This is a genomic window from Leptolyngbya boryana PCC 6306, from assembly GCF_000353285.1.
In the GTDB taxonomy this organism is placed as follows: Bacteria; Cyanobacteriota; Cyanobacteriia; order Leptolyngbyales; family Leptolyngbyaceae; genus Leptolyngbya; species Leptolyngbya boryana.
Genome location: NZ_KB731324.1, coordinates 1961881 through 1980654 on the forward strand (window position 1 = coordinate 1961881; position 18774 = coordinate 1980654).

The 18774-nt window shown below is 48.0% G+C and carries 31 protein-coding genes; 23 read left to right on the forward strand and 8 right to left on the reverse strand.

Annotation, left to right across the window (positions count from 1 at the left end):
* Positions 1-49 precede the first annotated feature (49 nt).
* Together LEPBO_RS0109770 and LEPBO_RS0109775 are read left to right on the forward strand one after the other, a co-directional pair.
* Positions 50-388 (forward strand): hypothetical protein, encoded by a 339-nt coding sequence (locus tag LEPBO_RS0109770; protein WP_017287375.1) that lies wholly within the window; start codon positions 50-52, stop codon positions 386-388.
* Positions 385-708 carry a hypothetical protein gene (locus LEPBO_RS0109775; protein WP_017287376.1) on the forward strand — a complete coding sequence of 108 codons (324 nt, stop codon included), beginning with the start codon at positions 385-387 and terminating at the stop codon, positions 706-708. Before LEPBO_RS0109770 ends, LEPBO_RS0109775 begins: the two co-directional genes overlap by 4 nt.
* 259 nt (positions 709-967) lie before the next feature.
* On the opposite strand, the gene LEPBO_RS0109780 is transcribed toward LEPBO_RS0109775, so the two are convergent.
* Positions 968-1771 carry a tyrosine-type recombinase/integrase gene (locus tag LEPBO_RS0109780; protein ID WP_017287377.1) on the reverse strand — a complete coding sequence of 268 codons (804 nt, stop codon included), beginning with the start codon at positions 1769-1771 and terminating at the stop codon, positions 968-970.
* Between the two features lie 224 nt (positions 1772-1995).
* Here LEPBO_RS0109780 and LEPBO_RS0109785 point away from each other — a divergent pair, with 224 nt between their 5' ends.
* The 4 genes from LEPBO_RS0109785 to LEPBO_RS42840 are packed head-to-tail and all read left to right on the forward strand — an operon-like array spanning position 1996 to position 4630.
* Complete coding sequence (locus LEPBO_RS0109785) at positions 1996-2469, forward strand: hypothetical protein (RefSeq protein ID WP_017287378.1); 474 nt, start codon at positions 1996-1998, stop codon at positions 2467-2469.
* Positions 2448-4049 (forward strand): hypothetical protein, encoded by a 1602-nt coding sequence (locus tag LEPBO_RS0109790; RefSeq protein ID WP_017287379.1) that lies wholly within the window; start codon positions 2448-2450, stop codon positions 4047-4049. The genes LEPBO_RS0109785 and LEPBO_RS0109790 overlap by 22 nt, the downstream gene beginning before the upstream one ends.
* Entirely contained in the window at positions 4049-4465 is a 417-nt protein-coding gene (locus tag LEPBO_RS0109795) for a hypothetical protein (protein WP_017287380.1), read from the forward strand. Before LEPBO_RS0109790 ends, LEPBO_RS0109795 begins: the two co-directional genes overlap by 1 nt.
* Positions 4466-4630 (forward strand): hypothetical protein, encoded by a 165-nt coding sequence (locus LEPBO_RS42840; protein WP_017287381.1) that lies wholly within the window; start codon positions 4466-4468, stop codon positions 4628-4630.
* A gap of 90 nt (positions 4631-4720) precedes the next feature.
* Here the strand turns inward: LEPBO_RS42840 and LEPBO_RS0109805 are convergent, their stop codons facing one another.
* A complete protein-coding gene (locus LEPBO_RS0109805) occupies positions 4721-5200 on the reverse strand; it encodes a hypothetical protein (RefSeq protein ID WP_144056178.1) in 480 nt (159 codons plus the stop codon).
* A gap of 271 nt (positions 5201-5471) precedes the next feature.
* Here LEPBO_RS0109805 and LEPBO_RS0109810 point away from each other — a divergent pair, with 271 nt between their 5' ends.
* Entirely contained in the window at positions 5472-7418 is a 1947-nt protein-coding gene (locus LEPBO_RS0109810; RefSeq protein ID WP_017287383.1) for an anti-CBASS protein Acb1 family protein, read from the forward strand.
* A 9-nt stretch (positions 7419-7427) separates the two neighbouring features.
* On the opposite strand, the gene LEPBO_RS42245 is transcribed toward LEPBO_RS0109810, so the two are convergent.
* The gene (locus tag LEPBO_RS42245; protein WP_086371034.1) at positions 7428-7754 is read right to left on the reverse strand and encodes a hypothetical protein; all 327 of its coding nucleotides are present in this window, start codon (positions 7752-7754) and stop codon (positions 7428-7430) included.
* Between the two features lie 205 nt (positions 7755-7959).
* Positions 7960-8316, reverse strand: a complete 357-nt coding sequence (locus tag LEPBO_RS40905) for a PadR family transcriptional regulator (RefSeq protein ID WP_071596152.1) — start codon at positions 8314-8316, stop codon at positions 7960-7962.
* 308 nt (positions 8317-8624) lie between these two features.
* On the opposite strand from LEPBO_RS40905, the gene LEPBO_RS0109820 reads away from it, so the two are divergent.
* The 4 genes from LEPBO_RS0109820 to LEPBO_RS44365 all read left to right on the forward strand — a co-directional run bounded on the left by LEPBO_RS0109820 (position 8625) and on the right by LEPBO_RS44365 (position 9649).
* Positions 8625-8870 carry a hypothetical protein gene (locus tag LEPBO_RS0109820; protein ID WP_017287385.1) on the forward strand — a complete coding sequence of 82 codons (246 nt, stop codon included), beginning with the start codon at positions 8625-8627 and terminating at the stop codon, positions 8868-8870.
* A complete protein-coding gene (locus LEPBO_RS0109825) occupies positions 8851-9123 on the forward strand; it encodes a hypothetical protein (RefSeq protein ID WP_017287386.1) in 273 nt (90 codons plus the stop codon). The genes LEPBO_RS0109820 and LEPBO_RS0109825 overlap by 20 nt, the downstream gene beginning before the upstream one ends.
* A 71-nt stretch (positions 9124-9194) precedes the next feature.
* Positions 9195-9512, forward strand: a complete 318-nt coding sequence (locus LEPBO_RS0109830; RefSeq protein ID WP_017287387.1) for a hypothetical protein — start codon at positions 9195-9197, stop codon at positions 9510-9512.
* A 5-nt stretch (positions 9513-9517) separates the two neighbouring features.
* Positions 9518-9649 (forward strand): hypothetical protein, encoded by a 132-nt coding sequence (locus LEPBO_RS44365; protein WP_017287388.1) that lies wholly within the window; start codon positions 9518-9520, stop codon positions 9647-9649.
* Positions 9650-9670: 21 nt separating this feature from the next.
* On the opposite strand, the gene LEPBO_RS43965 is transcribed toward LEPBO_RS44365, so the two are convergent.
* Positions 9671-9817 (reverse strand): hypothetical protein, encoded by a 147-nt coding sequence (locus LEPBO_RS43965; RefSeq protein WP_017287389.1) that lies wholly within the window; start codon positions 9815-9817, stop codon positions 9671-9673.
* Positions 9814-10089: a hypothetical protein gene (locus LEPBO_RS0109845; protein ID WP_071596153.1), complete on the reverse strand. Its 276-nt coding sequence runs from the start codon at positions 10087-10089 to the stop codon at positions 9814-9816. Before LEPBO_RS0109845 ends, LEPBO_RS43965 begins: the two co-directional genes overlap by 4 nt.
* A 45-nt stretch (positions 10090-10134) precedes the next feature.
* Between LEPBO_RS0109845 and LEPBO_RS0109850 the strand changes: the two genes are divergently transcribed.
* The 8 genes from LEPBO_RS0109850 (at position 10135) to LEPBO_RS0109890 (ending at position 15430) form a co-directional block, all read left to right on the forward strand.
* The gene (locus LEPBO_RS0109850; RefSeq protein WP_071596154.1) at positions 10135-11355 is read left to right on the forward strand and encodes a DUF2213 domain-containing protein; all 1221 of its coding nucleotides are present in this window, start codon (positions 10135-10137) and stop codon (positions 11353-11355) included.
* The gene (locus LEPBO_RS0109855; protein ID WP_017287392.1) at positions 11356-11868 is read left to right on the forward strand and encodes a structural cement protein Gp24; all 513 of its coding nucleotides are present in this window, start codon (positions 11356-11358) and stop codon (positions 11866-11868) included. It abuts the gene before it with no gap.
* Positions 11869-11875: 7 nt separating this feature from the next.
* Positions 11876-12799 (forward strand): major capsid family protein, encoded by a 924-nt coding sequence (locus tag LEPBO_RS0109860; protein ID WP_017287393.1) that lies wholly within the window; start codon positions 11876-11878, stop codon positions 12797-12799.
* Positions 12800-12805: 6 nt separating this feature from the next.
* The gene (locus LEPBO_RS0109865; RefSeq protein WP_017287394.1) at positions 12806-13189 is read left to right on the forward strand and encodes a hypothetical protein; all 384 of its coding nucleotides are present in this window, start codon (positions 12806-12808) and stop codon (positions 13187-13189) included.
* Between the two features lie 97 nt (positions 13190-13286).
* Positions 13287-14054, forward strand: coding sequence for a hypothetical protein (locus LEPBO_RS0109875; RefSeq protein ID WP_017287396.1), 768 nt, complete (start codon positions 13287-13289; stop codon positions 14052-14054).
* Positions 14044-14430, forward strand: coding sequence for a hypothetical protein (locus LEPBO_RS0109880; protein WP_017287397.1), 387 nt, complete (start codon positions 14044-14046; stop codon positions 14428-14430). The genes LEPBO_RS0109875 and LEPBO_RS0109880 overlap by 11 nt, the downstream gene beginning before the upstream one ends.
* On the forward strand, positions 14427-15032 hold the full coding sequence (locus LEPBO_RS0109885; protein ID WP_017287398.1) for a hypothetical protein: 606 nt from the start codon (positions 14427-14429) through the stop codon (positions 15030-15032). The genes LEPBO_RS0109880 and LEPBO_RS0109885 overlap by 4 nt, the downstream gene beginning before the upstream one ends.
* Complete coding sequence (locus tag LEPBO_RS0109890) at positions 15029-15430, forward strand: hypothetical protein (protein WP_017287399.1); 402 nt, start codon at positions 15029-15031, stop codon at positions 15428-15430. Before LEPBO_RS0109885 ends, LEPBO_RS0109890 begins: the two co-directional genes overlap by 4 nt.
* Here the strand turns inward: LEPBO_RS0109890 and LEPBO_RS0109895 are convergent.
* Together LEPBO_RS0109895 and LEPBO_RS0109900 are read right to left on the reverse strand one after the other, a co-directional pair.
* Entirely contained in the window at positions 15407-15787 is a 381-nt protein-coding gene (locus LEPBO_RS0109895) for a hypothetical protein (protein WP_036044524.1), read from the reverse strand. The genes LEPBO_RS0109890 and LEPBO_RS0109895 overlap by 24 nt on opposite strands.
* Positions 15788-15802: 15 nt before the next feature.
* Positions 15803-16096 carry a hypothetical protein gene (locus LEPBO_RS0109900; RefSeq protein WP_017287401.1) on the reverse strand — a complete coding sequence of 98 codons (294 nt, stop codon included), beginning with the start codon at positions 16094-16096 and terminating at the stop codon, positions 15803-15805.
* Positions 16097-16188: 92 nt separating this feature from the next.
* Between LEPBO_RS0109900 and LEPBO_RS0109905 the strand changes: the two genes are divergently transcribed.
* The 4 genes from LEPBO_RS0109905 (at position 16189) to LEPBO_RS42845 (ending at position 18738) form a co-directional block, all read left to right on the forward strand.
* Positions 16189-16899, forward strand: coding sequence for a phage tail tube protein (locus tag LEPBO_RS0109905; RefSeq protein WP_017287402.1), 711 nt, complete (start codon positions 16189-16191; stop codon positions 16897-16899).
* 300 nt (positions 16900-17199) lie between these two features.
* The gene (locus LEPBO_RS0109915) at positions 17200-17901 is read left to right on the forward strand and encodes a hypothetical protein (protein WP_017287404.1); all 702 of its coding nucleotides are present in this window, start codon (positions 17200-17202) and stop codon (positions 17899-17901) included.
* Between the two features lie 35 nt (positions 17902-17936).
* Positions 17937-18539, forward strand: coding sequence for a hypothetical protein (locus LEPBO_RS0109920; RefSeq protein WP_017287405.1), 603 nt, complete (start codon positions 17937-17939; stop codon positions 18537-18539).
* A 34-nt stretch (positions 18540-18573) separates the two neighbouring features.
* The gene (locus LEPBO_RS42845; protein ID WP_017287406.1) at positions 18574-18738 is read left to right on the forward strand and encodes a hypothetical protein; all 165 of its coding nucleotides are present in this window, start codon (positions 18574-18576) and stop codon (positions 18736-18738) included.
* The last annotated feature ends 36 nt before the right edge of the window (positions 18739-18774 follow it).

The window sequence follows — 18774 nt, forward strand, 5'->3', positions numbered from 1 at the left end:
GCGGTTTTTTGTCGGGAATTTCTAAGGCAGAAGTATTCTGGATCAACCCGTGAGAAGCGAAGTCGCCCAAACATCACCTCAAATTGTTGAACCTGCTGTCCCGGTCGCTGCACCGATCCATTCGCAGGCAGGATGGGGAATTTTTGGAGCGGTCGCAACTGTTTTAATTCAGCGCGGTTTTGCCTGGGTTGGACAAAAAGATCGAAATGAAGCCGCGATCGTCGATCGATTACTGACTACCCTGATTGATAGCTTGAACAACAAGCTAGACAAGGTGACACACGCAGTTGAGTCGCTAAGTGACAACCTATCGAAAGTTGTCGAAGCTCAAAACGCCAGGATTGATTCCTTAGAAGATCGAGTCGAAAATTTGGAGCGCAAGAAGTGAGATTAGAGCAATTTCCCGAACAAATCGCCCAGGCACAAGAAGAACTGCTCGTCTCAGAGCAAGCGTTTCGAGATTGGAATTTGCACTATCAAGCTTTGATTAATCGCATCGATTACGAAGTCGCGTTTGACCCAGAACTGAAGAATGAGCAACAGCGCAAAGCTGTGAAGGGTGAGAAGCTTCAGCAACCGGAATTTTTAGCCGCACTTGATACGCTGCATCATTTGCAGGAGAAACGCGATCGAGCTGCAATTCAGCTGGAATTGCTCAGAAATCAGTTCAAGGTTGCATTGCTTCTGGAACAGCAATCGAGCTTATAATGCAATCGATAAGATTTGGTACACACAGTTACGCGCTCTGAGTCTGGGGCGCGTTTTGCTTTTAAAGATCGAGATAAGTGCTAGAACTCTCTTCTGGAAATGATTCGAGATACCAATTACTGACACTAATATTACTATGGCGAAGCGTGTCGCGAATAATGTGTAGTGGAGCACCTGCTTCGATCTCATAACGGCTTATAATGCAATCGGTAAATTTGATACATAGTCGCGCGCTCTGAGTCTAGGGCGCGTTTTGCCTTTAAAGATCGAGATAACTGCTAGAACTCTCTTCTGGAAAAGATTCTAGATACCAGTTCGTCACACTGATGTTGCTATGGCGTAGTGTGTCTCTAACAACGTGGATCGGTGCACCTGCTGTCAGAGTGTGCCGAGCATGTGCGTGCCGAAGCCAATGAGCTGATATCTTGGGGTTGAGTCCTGCTGCCTTGACGGCACGTTTAATCACATCATGAGCACTGCGAGGACTAATCGGAAAGACCAGCTCGCCTTCTCCGCGCAAAACTTGCAACCTTTCCCAAACGACTCGAGGTACTAAGACCGGGGCAACCTTCCCGCCTTTGCCGTGAATTGTGACCTGAATCGTTCCATTCGGTTGAACTGTAAAATCTTCCCACTTGATTGAGCAGGTTTCAGAGATGCGAGTGGCGATCGCGTAGCTCATCAGCATGAAGAGTTGATCTCGCTCTGTCACCCCTGCATTAATCAACTGTTGCACTTCTTCTTTAGTCAGAATTTTTCCTGCTAAATTCGAGGCAACTTTCGGCGGTTTGATTGCGGCGGCAACATTAAACGAAATATGCGCCTGCTCTGCTGCAAAGGTGAATAGCGATTTGACCGCGTTGATTTTGCGCGTAATACTAGCGGGTTTGAGTTCGCGCTGATTCAAGTCGGTTGCAAATAATTGCAGGTCAGAAAGTTCGATTTCAGGCAGTGGCTTCTGTACAAACTGAGTAAACTGCTCAACATCGCGTTCATAATCTTTGATGGTGCGTTTGGCTTTGCCGTGCAGCCACATTTGAATAATTTCGCGATCGCTCTTCACAATTTCGTCTCAAAAAAACATCATTGCGAGTGTTCCTAAAGGTGATTGCGCCTAAGTGTAGTTAGCGGTGGTACTAGCGCGACAACACCGCTAGACCTCCCGCTCCGTCGCTCTTTTAGCCTCCGCAATCGAGTTCACGACAACCGACAATCTTTTTACGTCTTCAAAACGTAGAAATCTCACACAGTAGGAATTACAGGGTTGTCGGATGGTTGTCGAACCTCATGCCAGCGCCCACAGATCCAAACCTCAAAGCCGCGATCGAGCAGGCTTATATCAACAGCAAGCTTTCACCCAAAGAATTGTCAGAAAAATTCGATGGGGCAGTCAGCGATCGCACAATTGAGCGATGGGCGAAAGATGGCGGTTGGGAGGCGAAGCGTACCGCAGCGAAAGTTATTAATCTCGACACTAATCGCACCCCACGCGAGAATCCGCGATCGATTCGTCGCGCGCATCCCGAAAACACACTGGAAATTCTGAACGATGCGATTGCCACCCTATACGCTGATTTGGGAAGCTCGGTCGGCAAAGATGCAGCTGCGATCGCGAACTCACTGAAAGGATTGCTGGAATATCGCGAGAAATTACAGCCCCCCAGCGCGTCTGATCTTGTGAAACGCGCAATCGAACTTGGCTACACGCCGGACACATTTATGCAGGCACTGCGAGATGAATGGCAACGGCAAAAAGCATAAAAGAACAATGGGAAAGCGCGATCGCGCAAATTAATGAGGAACGTAGTGTTAACGCTCTCATCTGGAATGCGATCGCGGATTGCGAAATCCTGCAAACCGATTGCATCGAACGACGCAAGCAATTACTGAAGCAAACCGAAGCAGATCCCGCACAAGTTCAAATCATTCTGGCTCAATGCGCCCGTGACCCTGCTCAATGGGTGCGTGATTGGGTATGGACGTATGATCCGCGTCGTTCCCCGGCAGTTATTCCAATGGATTTGTTTTCCAAGCAGGCTGAATACTTGCACTGGCGACTAGAACGCCGACGCAACAAGGAACATGGACTGATTGAAAAGTCCCGTGACATGGGTTTGACCTGGCTCAACTGTTGCGCTCAGCTTCACTCATGGCTGTTTGAAACTGGCTTCAAAGGAACGGTTGGATCTCGTAAAGAAATGCTTGTCGATCGTATTGGCGACCCTGACTCGATTTTCGAGAAAATTCGCTTCATTATTCGCTACCTACCTGACTGGATGCGACCGCAAGACTATAGCGATGGCAGTTTGAAGCTGATAAATCGGGATCGTCGATCGTCGATTACCGGAGAAGCAGGCGACAATATGGGTCGGGGTGGTCGATCCAGTGTCTATGACGTAGATGAAGCGGCATTTATTGAGCGTGCCGAGCGGGTTGATGCGGCAATTTCTCAAAACACTGAGGTTGTGTTCTATACTTCTACTCCGAATGGGCCAGGTAATCCATTCGCCCAGAAGCGGTTGAGCGGAAAAATTGAGGTGTTCACCTTTCATTGGCGCGATGATCCTCGCAAGGATGACCAGTGGTATCAGAAGCAGCTTGCCACGCTTGATCCGGTGATTGTTGCCCAAGAAATTGATATTGACTACAACGCATCTATCGAGGGTGTAACGATTCCGCATAAGTGGGTGTTAGCTGCGATCGGACTTGATTTGCCGACCAATGGCGAAAAGGCAGCGGGATTAGATATTGCCGATGAAGGCAAGGACTCTAATGTGCTGATTGCGCGGCATGGCCCGGTCGTGACTGATATCGACTCATGGGGAGAAGGCAACACGACTCAGACGGCATTCAAAGCGATCGAGTTAGGTCAGAAATTGGGAATCACTCATCTCAATTACGACGCGATCGGTGTGGGCGCAGGTGTAGGTGGGACATTATCCAGTAGCGATCGCTTGCCCTTCACAATTCAAGCCATCAATGGCGGTGCATCGGTTAGCGACACGGTTTGGGCGGAATTTGACAATCGCAAGAGTGAAGAAATTTTCCGAAACCTCAGAGCAGAGATTTGGTGGTTATTGCGACGGCGGTTTGAGAAAACCTATGAGCATGTGAATGGGCTGGCAACCTATCCACTAGATGAATTGATTTCGATACCGAATCACCCTGCTTTGATTGCTCAGTTGAGCCAACCTCTGAGGAAATATAACAGCGCGGGTAAGATTCTGATTGAGAGCAAGGAAGATATGGCAAAGCGCGGAATCAAGTCGCCTGACTATGCCGATGCTCTAGTCTATGCCTTTGCGCCGTTCCAAAGTGCTGCATGGTGGGGAGCAATTTAATGCCTTCGATTTACACGGATTTAACTCAGGCGCTGGCATTCGTGAAAGAACTTACGAGCATTAGCGATCGCGATGCGATCCTGACGCAGAAGCTCAAAATTTCCGCTGGCAAATTGAAAGCCGAAACCGAGATCGAAGGTGATGTGTTACCTGCTGGAACAGTGATTTATCGCAGCTACTACGTATCAGCTAAAGCCTTACAGCAGAACCGGAAAGATGTTTCTGTAAAGCAAGCAGATGGCGTGACCTTTAGTAATTTGGTTGGGATGATCGATTCGTTGATGGATGAACAATTAGCGATCGATACTTCGCTTGACTTGGAGGTTCCGCCCGGATTTGTTGCAACGACTGATTTAGATGGCTCAATGAATACAGCAGGCGGATCAATCCCTGTGATGTCGATTTTGGTGGGTTAAGTGCTCAAGAACCTTGAAGAATTTCTTTTAGATTCAGTAACGACTGCTAGAAATGTCGCAGCGATCTCACTCGTGATCCCGATCGTCGAAGCCTTGCCGTACCAAGACATTGACAACATCACCCTGACTGCTGTGGCAATATGGCTAGGATGGTGGCTTTTCTGATAACAGACTCGGGAAAAAATTAGTTGTAGCCAACGAGTTAAATAACTCTGCAATGAATCTCATCAAGTTTCATCACAGAGCCAAGATGCTTTATGGACGACAGATTAACGTCCCAGCAACCGGAGTAAGTGCCCTGACCGTGTCGGTATTAGGACCGCCGCCGCCTGTCACAACAAAATTTTCAGAGCCTCTTTCATTCATGTATTGAACGGTCACCTCTGTCCCAAAGGTCAAGTAAGTTGAAGAACCCCTTACCGATAGTGCTTGAGTGACAGCATTTGTTCTGACATCCTGTGATGACCGACAATCGATCGTGTAAAGCGACAAACTTGTCTGTGGGTACTGTGGCGGTTCCAGAGCACCAATATCTTCCAAGGTTTCTCTGATGATAGACGGTTGTCTGACTTGATCCAAGATCCGTTCGATGTCGGTACGGCTTTGGGGGGGATGCCCAATGACGGTGATCGTTGGGAGTGTTGTTTCAGCCTCGGCGGGGTGTGGAGCCAGAGCAATGCCACAAGACGCGACTAAGGATAGTCCGAGCAGTGCTTTGCAAGAGTTAATATTCATGATTTTCAGAAAGTAAACAGTTTGTTTGAATGTGTTGAGCATCGAGCGCGGTTAAACATCCCAATGCTCATCATGCTTGACTGTGTAATCTAAGATGCTCTTAGGAGTTTTAGAGAGTTCATTGAACGCCTTGTATCGGTGTAGAGTTCACTTCTAGAGAGGTTATGCAGTAACTCTAGATTTGTAGGTCAGTAGAGTTCTAGGCGAACTTGTTGCAGTAGTCGAGATATAGCTCATAGGAATTCTCACCCAGATGTAATGGCTTCTGGTAATGAGCGAAGAAACGGCGATCGAGCTTTGGCACAATGACGGCGCACTGATGAATGCGTTCGGCTCCCTGATTGGCAATCGCTCGACAGGTTTGGGTCAGCATGGGCGAGACAAATATCTCGATAATGCGATTAGCTCGTTTGTTGCAACCCTCGATCGCACTGAAATTCATTCCCTGTATCGCCAGAATAAAATCTGCGAAAAAGTTGTCAATCTCTTGCCTGTTGCCGCTACATCAAAGAACTGGCTAGAAATTACACTCGGCAAGGGCAGAAAGACTATTCCCTCGAAGCTGATCAAGCTTTCAGAAGAATTAAATTTTCGCGATCACGTCCGAGAGTCCGCGATCGCAGGTCGGCTCGACGGCGACGGATTTATCATTCTCGGCATTGATGACGGGCAAGCACCGGATCAGCCTGTGAATGAAGCGCGGATTCGGCAAATTTCCTGGATTCAGTCGGTCGATCGCTATTGTCTGACCCCACTTACAAATTCGGGAATGCCCGGAAATCCTGACTATTATCAACTCTCACTACCGCACAACATAATGCGTGAGGGCTTGAGCTATGGTCGGATTCATCGAACTCGAGTTCTCAGATTCTCTGGTAAGCGTCTCTACGGGCGACTGATTGAGGAGAACGGACATTACAACGACTCAGTTTTACTGGCGTTCTATGCATCATTCATGCGCTATTTGCTAGCGCTCGAATACAGCGTCCGCATGGTGCAAGATTACGACACATTTATCTACAAGCTGAAGGGCTTGGGGCAGCTAATTTTACAAGGGAAGGAAGAGGACATCCTCAAGCGATTTAGAGCGATTCTGCTCTCTAAATCGGCATTGGGGGGCATTGCGATGGATGGTGATGGCGAAGATGGCTCGTATGTAGGGAGAAACTTTTCTGGGTTGGACTCGTTAATCGATCGCTTAAAAGATGATACGGCTGCGGCTGCCGACATGCCTCCGACGAAACTATGGGGAAGCTCTCAGAAAACCGCATTATCCAATTCTGCTGAAGGCGACAAATTTGCCTGGGCTGATGCAGTAGAAGACTATCAATCAGAAAATTTAGACGAGCCAGTGACGGAATTTTTCCGACTGCTGATGCTAGCTCAAAATAGCCCGACAGGTGGCAGAGTCCCCGATGATTGGGCAGTCAAATATAAATCTGTTCTCAGGCTCAACCTCAAAGAACAAGTCGAACTCAGAGGCAAGCAAACGAAAGAGGTCGATTTACCCTCGATCGCTGCTGGTACGCTCTCCCAAGAAGAAGTGCGGCAAGGGGCATGGGGCGGCTCGGAATACTCGATCGAGCGAGTTCTGCTCTCAAACGAACTGCCCGTCACACCCCGCGAGAAGCAGCAGCAGCAGGCGAAACAGTCTCAACCCGCTGAGCCAAATCCGCAACAGAAACAGGATGCGTTGCGGATTGATGATGCAACTCCTGCAAAGCGAATCATTGATTTCCAGGGCTTCAAATTAGGGCTGCAATATTTGCCCTTCGATCAGCGGCACGGTCGATTGCTCCCAGTCGCGTATGGTCATGTCCGAGGCACAAAAGGCGCGGATGGTATGGCAGTCGATTGCTATGTGGGATCGAATTTGCTGAGTGAGAAAGTTTATGCGATCGCTCAACATATCAATGGGCAATTCGATGAAGAAAAGCTGATGTTAGGCTTTGACTCATCAGAGCAGGCAGAGCAAATTTACAAGCAAGTGATGCCTCCGGAGTTCTTCGGTGGGATTCGAGAAATGAAAGTTTCGGAGATTGCCCAATATCGCAAAGATGCGGCAGAAGTGTTCCAGGTTGAAGGAGAAGTGTTGAGCGATCGAGAATTTGAAGAGTTAGCAAATGTCGATCGCTCTGACATCAATGCCGCACTAAACGAATGGCGGTCTAATGCGCCTGAAAAGTTCTCAACCCTGCTGGATGGAGAGATGAAGTAGGGTTGAGAATTATTTAATTCTGCCTCGGAACGCTGAAGAGACAAGATCAGACACCTTGATGCTGAGTGCGGAGACAACTAAGACAACGGTTCTCCCAACATTAATCAAATTAATTAACCACCGTGGATATCTTTGATTCAGTAATTGCAGATTTCCTTCGTACAAGTCACCTAGCCATTCTTCACGCCGATCGCTTGGGAAGAGATAAGCGATCGGCATTGCAATCCATCGAGTCGCCCAAACTTGGGCAACCGTTGGTTTCTTGTATCGCCAGAAACGTTTTTGCAATCGCCAAGCTCTTTCTAGAACATCTAGTTCTTTCTCTTTCTCCTCCAAGTATTGCTCAACTTCAGAAGGTTTTTTTGTGGAGTTCTCTAGTAGCGAGATGCGGATAGTCAGAAAGTTGTTTATTAGAGTGTAACGAAAAAGGATATAAGAATATTGCAGCCTGGATAAAAAATTTTGATTCGCCTTAAAAGCTGCTTTTTTCTGGTTGTTAGGGGAGCTTGTCTCTTGGTCTTCACGCATATCTTCTTCTCCGTCACACAGGTTGCCAAGCAATAAGATTTTCACGGAAAGATTGGATTGCTTCCAGTGTTGCAACACCAGAGCCTGTAAGTTTGTAGTAGCGCCGTCTCGCACCTCCGCGCTCATCTCGTCCTTCATCGCCCCATCGTGACTCGATGAGTCCCTTTTTCTCAAGAGAATGAAGTGTAGGGTAAAGCGAACCAATTTGGAATTTTCGCTTACCTCCGCTTGCTTCTGACATTGCTTGTGGGATTTGTAGCCCGTAAAGCTCTTTAGAGTAGAGAGCCAATAGGACAAGCTCTTCTCTAGGCGAAACTTCGACATCTAGTGGTTCTCCACGATTTCTTTGAGTGGTATTTGGTCTTGGCATAGAACATCCTTGTTGGTTGACTTCTACCCCTGAGAGCGTTGGTCGGCTCACAAGATAGATGAGTGGATCCAGATACTATTTCGAGCCTGCCAGCTCGAAATAGTATCTGGATCTAAACAGTATCTGGATCTAAACAGTATTCAGACTCTAATACTGTTTAGATCTCATATATCTAATATATCTTATAAATTTGATATTGCGTAGAATTTGATTAATTAGTCTATTAGGAATTCTGAAACGGTCTAAATCTCGGCAATTCGCTGTAGACCTAACGCAAGGCAAGATGACGCGCGCAATTTGAGGCGCGATTGAATCTCTATGCCAATAGCTCAAACCTGAGTTTTGCGGCATCTGAGCAGCAAGGCAAAATTGAAGCGGGATTTCGCTATATGCGGCGCAAGTTCCACGCTTCGGAATCTTGCCCAGACTGTATCGAGTATGCAGCGAGAGGGATTGTAGCGATCGATTCTCTGCCATTGCCGAAGCAAAATTGTCAATGTGGTGCAAACTGTCGGTGTAGCGTTGAGTATCTGAATGCAGTGGAAGCTAATTGACGATCGCAGACTAATCGCCGAAATTCCCGACGAATTGATTGTGACGTTGAAATATACCAACGAAGCGGTTCCGACATTGGTGATCGGAGATGAAATCGAAGTGCCGATCGTTGGAACACGAGTGATTGCTGAAGTTTTGGTCACGATGAGTGCGACGCTAGCTGGCTCCGTTGCTTCATACACGCTGCTGCTAGTGCCGAGAGAAGTGTTTGAGGCACGGAAGACTCAGGTAGTGAAGCTGTTGAAACAATAAGCGAGGCTGTTAGGCGCGATCGTCAATCGGGATTGTCATGTTAAATTTAGAGACACTTTACACAGCGAATCATGGCAAACGAAACTAGAACAATTGAGATTCATGGGACGAGTTATACAATTCATCCCAACGATCGCGAACCTGGTAGTGTTGTCGAAATTCATGGAACAACCTACGACATTTTCGAGAATGCGGGTAAGTTTCTCTTCTTCCGAGTTGATGACGATGGACTTGCTCACTTCAATATCGGAGATTTTGACTCGGAAGAATCAGCGATTGAGTTTGCTGAATTATGCGAACGAATGATTCTGTTTGGCAGTAAAAAAGGTTCTTTGACCATGATCGAGGAATGTCTTCAAGAGGTGAAGGCAACTTACTTTAGAAAATAATTTAGGTGCGATCTCTGATCACTTCTTGCTGCCAACAAGGCTCAGTCAGTCTTGGGGTATCCGCAAGTCCATCGACAGCGAATGCTTACGAAGCCGAAGCTGCCCAAATTTTAGAACCGATCGAGCATCAATCGTAACCTTAAAATGGAATCCCTCAATCAAGTTCCGCCGTGCGGATAGTACCAACTACCATCTTGATTGATTGCAGGCACTTCATTCAATAGCGAAATCGCCAAGTGTGCATTTGAATGCCATTTAAGAAGTACTTCATCTGTGATGTTGCCATCGTCTTCTGGATAAATCATTTTTTCTCATCCCTACCAAAGCCTCTTGTTCGTTGTTCCTTAGTGCGTTGCTCAATTCGCTTCCCAGGAAGTTGACCCAGTTGGGTTTCTAATTCACGAGCAATGCTGTCCTCAGTTTCTCCGTACAGGATGAAGATATCAGTATCGTAGAGTCCCAACATATCAAGCGACTGAATGATCGGTTGATCATCTTTTAAACGCTCAACGTTTAACTTGCTTAAGCCAATACCGATAAATTTTCGCCCATTTCGCTCACCTGAAAATCTCAGCATAGTCTCTAGTAGGAATTCCAGAGCTAAGTTTAGCACTGGCTCACAATGGTATTCCACGTTGATCGCGGACACATCTTTCAACACGAACGCACCCCAGAAGGTTTCTTGCGCGTCCACATGCGAATCGCTCGTGTGGGCGAATTGAAGTATCGCAATGCTGATGGAACGGAACGAATCGAAGTTGTTTCGCCTGAAGTTTTATTCGCTAAGGACAGCACCGATAGCTTCAAAATGAAGCCAATTACTCTCGGTCATCCCCCAGAGCGGGTTACGGCAGAAAATGCGCGGCAATATGAGCGCGGCATGACCGGGCACGCCATCACGATCGATAACGATTTTCTTGGCATCGTCGGCACTGTCACGGACAAAGAAACAATTGACGCGATCGAGCGTGGTGATGCGAGTGAAGTCAGTTGTGGCTATGACGCTGAAATTAAGCTTAGAAGCGATGGCAAATACGATCAAGTGAATCGCTACGGCAATCATGTGGCAGCGGTCTATCGTGGTCGTGCCGGGTCAGAAGTTCGGTTTGGCGTGGATTCAGCCGATGAGCCTGTGGAGGTTTGGGTACAGGATGCAGGCGAGGGAACTTCTACACCAACTGATCAAGTTGATTTACCCCTTATCGATCGTAAGGATTCGCCAAAAATGACAATTGTTACCCTTGGCAATCGCAACTACAACATTGATGGAGACGATGCTCCAAAGTTGGCAGATGCGATCGCTGAAACTTTAACCAAACACGACGCAGATTTAAGCTCTGCCAAATCCGCAACAGTTGCGGAAATCAAGCGTGCCGATGCTGCTGAAGCCAAGCTAGAAGTTGTGAGTGCTGAGAAAACGCAACTGACTCAAAAGCTTGATGCTGCTGAACAAACTCGGATGGACGCAGATCAAATTTCTACCGAAGTTGAGGCACGCCTGGGCACTTGGCAGATTGTATTGCCCTTGCTTCGTCAAGATGCTGCTGACTTCCAGCCGGATTACAAATTGAGCGTTTCTGAGATTCAGAAACTAGCGATCGCCAAGAAATTCCCCGAAATCAAGCTCGACGGCAAATCCGATGATGCGATCTCTGCAATGTGGGAGTTGACCGAGCCAGCGCTTAAGCAAGTCGAGACGCGCACCGATAGTTCTCAAGACTTGTTTGAGTTAGTGACGGTTGCTCAGAGCAACACAGAGTATCGCGTTGATGCTCTCGACTCAGCTCGCAAGAAAGCTGCACAAGCTTACGCAGACGCTTGGAAACAAGGGGAGAAAGAATAAATGCCGATTACGAATTATGGTGATTTAGCCCGTGGCTACGAAGGGCAAATCGCACGGTCTGAAGAATGGGTGGCCCGCACTGGCTACAACTCGACGAACGCAATCATCCCGTTTGGACGTGCAGTGGTTCGCGGTTCAGGATCGAGCGGGACAGATGTTGCGATCGCGCTTCCTTCTGCTACGGGTCAACAATTCATGGGCATCGCTGTGAAAACCGATGTCTATGAAAAGAATGAGCGCACCCTGACCACGCAAGGCGATTTAGGTTACGAGCCTAAAGTGCCAATGGCATACCTGGCAGAAGGCTTGTTCTATGGCTATGTCGAAGAAGCGGTAACACCGACTGATACCGTGTTTTTCCGTCATACCCTCAACAGCACTCCTGGCGCACATGAACGGATCGGACGTTTTCGCAACGATGCTGATACAGCCAAGTGTGATTCCACAACTCGCCTCCGATTCCTCGAAGCGGCGGGTCCCGGTTTAGTCCTTATGCAAGTGATCAAGGGGTAATTGAACGATGGTTTTACGGCACGATAGCGCGGGTGTTCATTTAAAGCGCTTTCTAGAGCAACGCCTTCCAGCAGTTCTAGAGAAGCGTTACCGCAATCTCAATTTTGAAAATGGTTCGATTATCCCCACGATTCCTGACTTGCAAGCGGGTGCTGCTACCCTCGTTCAAGAACAAATGGAAGTCGTCGGTGAAGCAGCGATCGGGGCGGATGAAGCCTTTGATATTCCGCTCTCGGATATTGGCGCTGAAGAAGTCAGCTACAAGATCATCGCGGTCTTTAGTGGCTTTCACTTCACGTTTCGCCAAATGCAGGCGGCTGATCGTTCTGGTGTTCCGCTGTCTGACAAGAAAGCGTTTGCAGCACGTCGCGCGATCGCTGAAAAGATGAATCAGATCGCCGCATTCGGCACGAGCAAATACGACCTTACAGGATTCTTGAACAATGTCGATGTGCCTGTGAATAACAGCAGTTTCAACCCGTACACTGCTACAGGTGATGAGTTGGCTGAGTGGATTATTGACGAGTGCATCGCGATCGAAGATTCGACCGAGCTGACTGAAACGCCGAATACGCTGTTGGTCACACCATTGCTCCATGGCGAAATGATCAAAAAGCGAATGAGCGACAGTGATGCGACTGTTGAAGAATTCGTACTGAAATCAACCGGACTCAGCAGCATTCGCAAACTCACCGAACTCAAGAGCGCAACCTTGGAAGCGAATGGTGTTCAAGCGACTAGCACCAATAAAGACCGCATGGTGCTGTATCCATTGGATTCTGAAATTCTGGAACGTCACATCGAACCGACCGCGCCGATGCCTCAAGAGTATCGCGGTGGCAAATACATCACTCCGATGTATGCCTGCACTTCGCCTGTAATCTGGAACTTCCCGAAAGCAGGGCGCTATATCGATTATCCGAAGGCATAGGGGACAATGAACAAACTCGTTTTATTCCGTCCTGAAAAGCTGAATCCTCCTCGCAAGGGAGAGCAGTACTACGATCGCTTGCAGCTCAAGCCTGGTACGAATCATTTGTCTGAAGTTGAGTTAGCAAAACTGCTGGCTCATCCAGACTATGAACAGCATCGGATTTGGGGCGCGATCGAACCAGTTGAACCCAAAGCCAAGATCGAAAACAAAGTTCCAACCGAAGGCGAAACCGGACTCGATAAGCTCTCTGACGTTGCAGCTCAGAAAGTGATCGAGCAGACCTTTGATGTTGCGGTTCTTGAGACTTGGCTGAAGTCAGAAAAGCGCAAGGTATTGATCAATGCGATCAATCGTCGCGTCACTGAACTCAAGAAAGGTGAGGCGTGACGATCGCGCTCGTGTTCTTGATTGTTCCAGGCGCGATTTTAGCGATCGCGCTTTTCGGTAGCCTCTGGCTAATGTACCAACTTCTCAAACACTCCCGATGAGCAGCGTTTTTCCAATTAACGCGAATCTCACCTTCCATCTCCCCACAGGACAAATCGTGACTGACCCCGAAACGGGCAACGTCACCCCCGTCCTTGGGGATTTGGTTGTTGAGGCGTATTTAAAGCCTGATGGGGTGCAAGCGAATCGGGCGGTGCAGGACACATCACCCGGAGTGCAAACACCGATCGAGGTTATGTCGGGACGAATGATCAATCCGATGTTCGTTCCGCCCTCAATTCCCGATTTGGCTGAAGCTGACGCGATTATTGGCGGTCGAACAGGAAAGTTTCTGATTCGGGTGCCGACTCAGAGCGTTTGGGGCGATCGCGAAATTCTGGGCGATAAAATCTATGGCACGTTCACTCTGATTAAAGGAACAAGCAGCAGTACGCCAGAAATTCCAGCGATCGAGAGTGGTTTGATTGCTGGTGTGAATTTGTCGGCTCTACGAGTCGTTGCCGTTGTTGATGGGCAGTTGGTGTATGCGGATCATCGGATTGAGGCTCACGCCTATACGATCGCGGGATTGACGCGAGCAGCCGCAGCGGTCGGGCAGTCGCCCGTGTTGCTAGGTGAAGGAGTGGTGACTGATGCATCGTGGCAGTGGACGGTGGGAGCACCAATTTTCTTGGGGCGAGATGGCTATCTGACGCAGGACGCAAGCTTGATTGATTCTGGCTTCTTAGTGAGCCTGGGACGGGTACTCAAACCGACTCAAATCTACTTCGACATTGATGAGGAGGTCACTTTCTTTGAAGATTGATTTGAGCAAGGTCAACAGAGCGATTGAGGGCGCATTCAAGGCAACCGTTGAGCAATACGCTGAAAATTGTACAGAAGCGATCGATGCTGAGATTTGGCGGTGGGATGGAATCACCTTGCGAAAGTCAGGGGAAGTTGCCACATCTCCAAGAACGATTCGGGATACAGATGAGCTGCGGGATTCGCAAGAAGTGAGCTTTCCAGATGCAAATACTGCGATCGTTGAATACACCGCTGAACATGCAGCAAATGTTCACGAGGGAATAGACAGCAACGGTAATCCTACGCCTGCTAGACCGTGGCTAGAGCACGCCGCAGCTAACACCGATTTTCAAGGCATAATGACAACTGAGTTGAGAAAACGATTGAAGTCATGACCCAGTTCTGGCGAGTTGAAACATATCGATACAACAATGACCCCACGGAACTGTTCGCAACAGTTAGCGACTCAGCCGGATCGCATCGAATACGAATCCATGAATTTAGTTTTTCGCTTCGCACACTCACCTTGCGGTTCCATCCAAGTGCGGGAGAGCTTGTGTTCAGAGATGGATCGGTTTTCCTCGGTGGACTTCGACTTGAGAAAGTAAACGGATATCAAGTCAATTGCCCAGTAGATGTCATTATTACAGCTCGGCTTGATATCGCGATCGCGAATATCGAACAAGAAATTCAGCCTGCTCAATACTTTCAAGGCATTCCTGTAAAAGCAGAAACGCATCGCTTTGATTTTCTGGTTTCAGAAGTGAGCAGGATTGGTGTTCCTAGCACCAATGAACTTGAAGCAGAGTATTTAAGATTTTCCTGTATGAATGGTGGGATTGGGATAGTCTTTCCAACTCCACATCAACATCCTCTCCAATGCAAGAATTGCCGAAACTTTCACGGGAAAAGCTATGGTGGCACTTTTCTTGTGTGCGGAATTCATCCCTACGGCAATGGGGAAGACTGTTCAGATTTTGAGGGGCAAGAGTCTTGAAGGTATTAGAACTACGATCGCAGATTCAAGAGCTACTTACAGACGAAATCGGGAGCTATACTCTGCCCGGTGGTGTTGAAACACCTGCGATCGCGGTTCTCGATAGTGGCGAAACAATTAGCGATCGCACTGTCACTGGGTTGGAAATCATTATTCGTCGCGTGCCGATTCGTAATGACGGCAAAGCGATGTTTGACTGTGTAAGAGCAGATCGACTGTGGCAAATCTTCTTAGTTCAGTGGCAAGGTGATCACACGATTCAAGATGCACTGGACAAATTGACACAAAAGTTCCCGAACACCAAAGCCATTCCAGTTAGGTTTGAAAAAGGCAGTGGGATTCGGGAACAATTCTCGGTGAGAATTTCAGACGAGTTAGACGCTCTCGACTGGATCTGAGTCTTCAGCTTCCTCTTCTAGGTCGATTTCGTCCTCTGTGGTTTCCGTCTCCGGTTGAGTGGGGTTGCTCAATCCAGCGATCGCATTATGCAACTGCTCGATCATGTCCCCAATTTCTTGTAAGCGCTTCGTTTCAGTTGCTTCAAATCCAGTTTTCAGAGCTGCATTCTCAGCTTCTAGCTCAGCAATTCGGGCATCGCGCAGAGCAACAATCGATTCGAGTTCGCCTGCCATTTGCAAGGCTTCTTCTTTATCTGCGCGTTCGCTTTCGACCAAGTTCTGAAAGCCATCAATACTGCGGTTCATGGATTGCAGCAAGTTGGCGTAAAAATCGAGGTTTAGGTTTGACTTTGACATTTGTTGTGATAGCTATCAACGTTTGAGAGTTCCTATCCAGCTTTTCAATTTGCCGATCGCGCTTGGCTCTGTCAGGACTTGTATTTTTAACTCAGCTTTGAATAACTCATTTTTGAGCTGTGTATTTTCTGCGAGAGCTTCTTCAAGTTTGTACTGCAATCGCCCAATCTCATTCTGTGCCGCGAGAATTTGCCGTCTTTGAGTATCACGGACTTGAGAAAGGAAGGTTAGGCAGCCTGTAGCATTCTCGATCACTTTTTGCTGCTCATCAAACGTGTCTTGAAGGAATTCAAAGTTGTAAGTTTTCATCTGTTGCCTCGCTCAGCTACTGCCCTCCTAGAGTCCCCTAAACAGTAGGAATCCTCCCTCTGATCAATCCAGATCTGGAGACAAGGATTTAGATGAGTAAGAAGTTTCTCACCGGGGCAGGCAACAAGATCAAGCTGTATGTTGCATTGCTCCCTTTGGGTTCTCGTGAAGAGCCGGAAAATATTAACGGAATTGCTACCACTAGCTCAGGTATTGCAGCAAACGCAACAGCTGTTAACTTAGGTGCTGCGGTCGGTGGAAACGGAATTGGTGCGGGTACTCCGCTTGAATTCGCAAACTCATCGGGTGTGAAGCGCAAGGTTTACTTGACCGAAGATGCGATGCCTGACGATACAACTTTAGCGATCGAGCCGATGACGGGTGGTGCAATCTCTGGAATTTGTACTGCGACCTACACAGCTAAATTGCGACTGCAAGGTGGTACTCAATCGGGTTCTGAGATCAGCGCTGAACGTCAACAGACTCAGGTATTTGAAGATCCGCAAGGCTTCCAGGATGGCGTTGTCACATCTCAGGCGTGGAGCATCCCGATCACAGCCAATCTGTTGCCTGATGATGACTCTTATCGTCGCCTCTACTATGCAGCAACGAATGCTGTAAGCGGTCGTGAAGTGTTTGTATGGTCGGAAGGTCCTGCGCCTGCTGGCTTTACCACTGGCGATGGTCTGAAAGGTGCGTGCATCGTCGAAGGGTTCAGCACTGAATACCCTGCCGATGGCATCTTGTCTTACAACACCACGCTGCAAGGTCAAGGAAGCCCAATCATTACTCGGTACGCATAGAAAAGTTAGCCAGGTCGAGCGAGGATGACTGGCTAACACTGATGAGGTTCCTACAATGGAAGATTCTGTATCGTTCGTTTTGTTGTTGTTGTTTCTTGTCACGATCGTAATCGGTCAGTGGGTTGTATTATTTGCGTCAATTTGGTTTTTGTTTCATTTTCAATTTTCAACGGGATTAGCATTGCTAGTAATCTCGCTGATCATGAGTTGGTTGCATAACGAATACAAGAAAGACCAAAAACACGGTCGCTAGACGGGCGGAGGGAACTATTGAAAGTAAATTGAGCGAGGATCGTTTGTATGTTGCCTTATGTTGTTGAACCCACCAAGGCTTACGAAGAAGTATTAGTTGGAAGTGAAGAAATCGGGGTTCTCAAATTCCCCAAGTACAAAGGGATCACTCCCGTTGAACACGACTTCATTAAAGAGCAAGATTTATTTAGCTATACAAAGGCTCTAGCTGCATTAGCGAAACAAGTGTCTAGAGAGCATGGCGCAAAATTCTCTTATGTCAACGATCGCATTAATGCGTATGTTTTTGGTGGCGTGATTGAAGACGACACGGTGAAAGTTTCCAGCAACGCAAAGCACCTCAAGGCTGTCAATGGCAAAGAAGGCAAAGTAACGGCAGTTAAATACGACGAGAAATTCGCGATCGTATCTTTCACGGCAGTCATTGACGAAAAAGAAATCGAACTCACTTTGGAACAAATTGAGCTAGTTAATCCTGAGTGGCACGCTCCGACCTATCAGGACATTCAAGAGCTTACAGACGAGTTTCTCGAATCGCTCAAAAGGAAAAACATTGTCTACGCGACCGCAGTGATTCGCTTCCGACTCGCTCCCGAATGGACGATCGAGCACACGATCGATCCAAACGTGATCAAGCCTGACCTTGTGACAAAAATTGCTGAGTTTGCCTACAAAGAGCAGGACGGCTGGGAAGAAGCTAAACCCGAAGCGCCGAAGCCATCGACTGAGGAAGAATTGGGAAAATCCTAGCTGGCGAGTATGACATAGAGCCTGACTGGACAGGAATGTTTTGGAAAATTCAGCGGTATTGGGGATTTGATCCGCGCTTTAGTGCTGAGAATTTCGGATTCCAACCTCTCTGGCTCATTTTGCAGGCTTACGAGTATGCGGAAAAGCTAGAACGGGAACGTCTACACAAAGAAGAGAAGGGCATTGCTCAGCTTGCAATGCTCTATCTCAACTCCAAGATTGATCCGAAGAAAACAGACCCATTTACACCAGAGCAGTTCTGTCACTGGCTTCCACCCACTGAGCAGGATAAATCGATTTCATCATCTGCCTGCGATGCGTTCTTTAGCTTGATTCAAGATAGTCTCATGCCTGCTTGGGCGGTTTCATCTGCACCGATCGCGAAACTGAAAGCGAACCAGGCGAATGCAACGGTATCGCGTCCGAGAGCATGGGTAGGTGAAGGCGTGCTGCTGCTGATGCCTCGGATTGTTGGCAGAGTAGTGACGGCTGAGTTTGCGCTGATCGAAGGTGCATCAGGAATTGTCGATATCAAAGATGTCGATTCTGGGCGATGGTATGCGATCGACATTCCAGCAGAGGATTGCTATGTGATCGATGCTGAGTTCCCGTTGGTTGAATCGCGGCTGATTTTGTAGGAACTCCAGAGCGCGACTATCTTGGGAGCTTTCTATGACAACTGACTTGAAAACGAACATTGCGGGCGCTGTTGGTGGTGCTGCAATGCTGCTGGGTGCGTTCGGTGTGCATCTCCCTGCTGAATTACAGACGGGGATTGTAGCGATCGCGTTTTTCTTTGTGAGTTGGTATATCGGTAAGCCATCGGCGACTCGCTAGTAGGCTGGGCGGTAGGAACTCAAGGGGCGATGAGTT

What these genes read in the sequence shown, in the direction of transcription:
- LEPBO_RS42845 (WP_017287406.1), top strand. Translation starts at nt 18,574, where the DNA reads ATGACAACTGACTTGAAAACGAACATTGCGGGCGCTGTTGGTGGTGCT.
- LEPBO_RS0109900 (WP_017287401.1), bottom strand. Translation starts at nt 16,096, where the DNA reads ATGAAAACTTACAACTTTGAATTCCTTCAAGACACGTTTGATGAGCAG.
- LEPBO_RS0109795 (WP_017287380.1), top strand. Translation starts at nt 4,049, where the DNA reads ATGCCTTCGATTTACACGGATTTAACTCAGGCGCTGGCATTCGTGAAA.
- LEPBO_RS0109865 (WP_017287394.1), top strand. Translation starts at nt 12,806, where the DNA reads ATGAACAAACTCGTTTTATTCCGTCCTGAAAAGCTGAATCCTCCTCGC.
- LEPBO_RS0109875 (WP_017287396.1), top strand. Translation starts at nt 13,287, where the DNA reads ATGAGCAGCGTTTTTCCAATTAACGCGAATCTCACCTTCCATCTCCCC.
- LEPBO_RS0109785 (WP_017287378.1), top strand. Translation starts at nt 1,996, where the DNA reads ATGCCAGCGCCCACAGATCCAAACCTCAAAGCCGCGATCGAGCAGGCT.
- LEPBO_RS0109825 (WP_017287386.1), top strand. Translation starts at nt 8,851, where the DNA reads ATGCAGTGGAAGCTAATTGACGATCGCAGACTAATCGCCGAAATTCCC.
- LEPBO_RS0109790 (WP_017287379.1), top strand. Translation starts at nt 2,448, where the DNA reads ATGGCAACGGCAAAAAGCATAAAAGAACAATGGGAAAGCGCGATCGCG.
- LEPBO_RS0109885 (WP_017287398.1), top strand. Translation starts at nt 14,427, where the DNA reads ATGACCCAGTTCTGGCGAGTTGAAACATATCGATACAACAATGACCCC.
- LEPBO_RS0109915 (WP_017287404.1), top strand. Translation starts at nt 17,200, where the DNA reads ATGTTGCCTTATGTTGTTGAACCCACCAAGGCTTACGAAGAAGTATTA.
- LEPBO_RS0109850 (WP_071596154.1), top strand. Translation starts at nt 10,135, where the DNA reads ATGGTATTCCACGTTGATCGCGGACACATCTTTCAACACGAACGCACC.
- LEPBO_RS0109810 (WP_017287383.1), top strand. Translation starts at nt 5,472, where the DNA reads ATGAGCGAAGAAACGGCGATCGAGCTTTGGCACAATGACGGCGCACTG.
- LEPBO_RS0109860 (WP_017287393.1), top strand. Translation starts at nt 11,876, where the DNA reads ATGGTTTTACGGCACGATAGCGCGGGTGTTCATTTAAAGCGCTTTCTA.
- LEPBO_RS40905 (WP_071596152.1), bottom strand. Translation starts at nt 8,316, where the DNA reads ATGCCAAGACCAAATACCACTCAAAGAAATCGTGGAGAACCACTAGAT.
- LEPBO_RS0109895 (WP_036044524.1), bottom strand. Translation starts at nt 15,787, where the DNA reads ATGTCAAAGTCAAACCTAAACCTCGATTTTTACGCCAACTTGCTGCAA.
- LEPBO_RS0109905 (WP_017287402.1), top strand. Translation starts at nt 16,189, where the DNA reads ATGAGTAAGAAGTTTCTCACCGGGGCAGGCAACAAGATCAAGCTGTAT.
- LEPBO_RS0109830 (WP_017287387.1), top strand. Translation starts at nt 9,195, where the DNA reads ATGGCAAACGAAACTAGAACAATTGAGATTCATGGGACGAGTTATACA.
- LEPBO_RS0109855 (WP_017287392.1), top strand. Translation starts at nt 11,356, where the DNA reads ATGCCGATTACGAATTATGGTGATTTAGCCCGTGGCTACGAAGGGCAA.
- LEPBO_RS43965 (WP_017287389.1), bottom strand. Translation starts at nt 9,817, where the DNA reads ATGATTTATCCAGAAGACGATGGCAACATCACAGATGAAGTACTTCTT.
- LEPBO_RS0109920 (WP_017287405.1), top strand. Translation starts at nt 17,937, where the DNA reads ATGTTTTGGAAAATTCAGCGGTATTGGGGATTTGATCCGCGCTTTAGT.
- LEPBO_RS0109805 (WP_144056178.1), bottom strand. Translation starts at nt 5,200, where the DNA reads ATGAATATTAACTCTTGCAAAGCACTGCTCGGACTATCCTTAGTCGCG.
- LEPBO_RS0109845 (WP_071596153.1), bottom strand. Translation starts at nt 10,089, where the DNA reads ATGCTGAGATTTTCAGGTGAGCGAAATGGGCGAAAATTTATCGGTATT.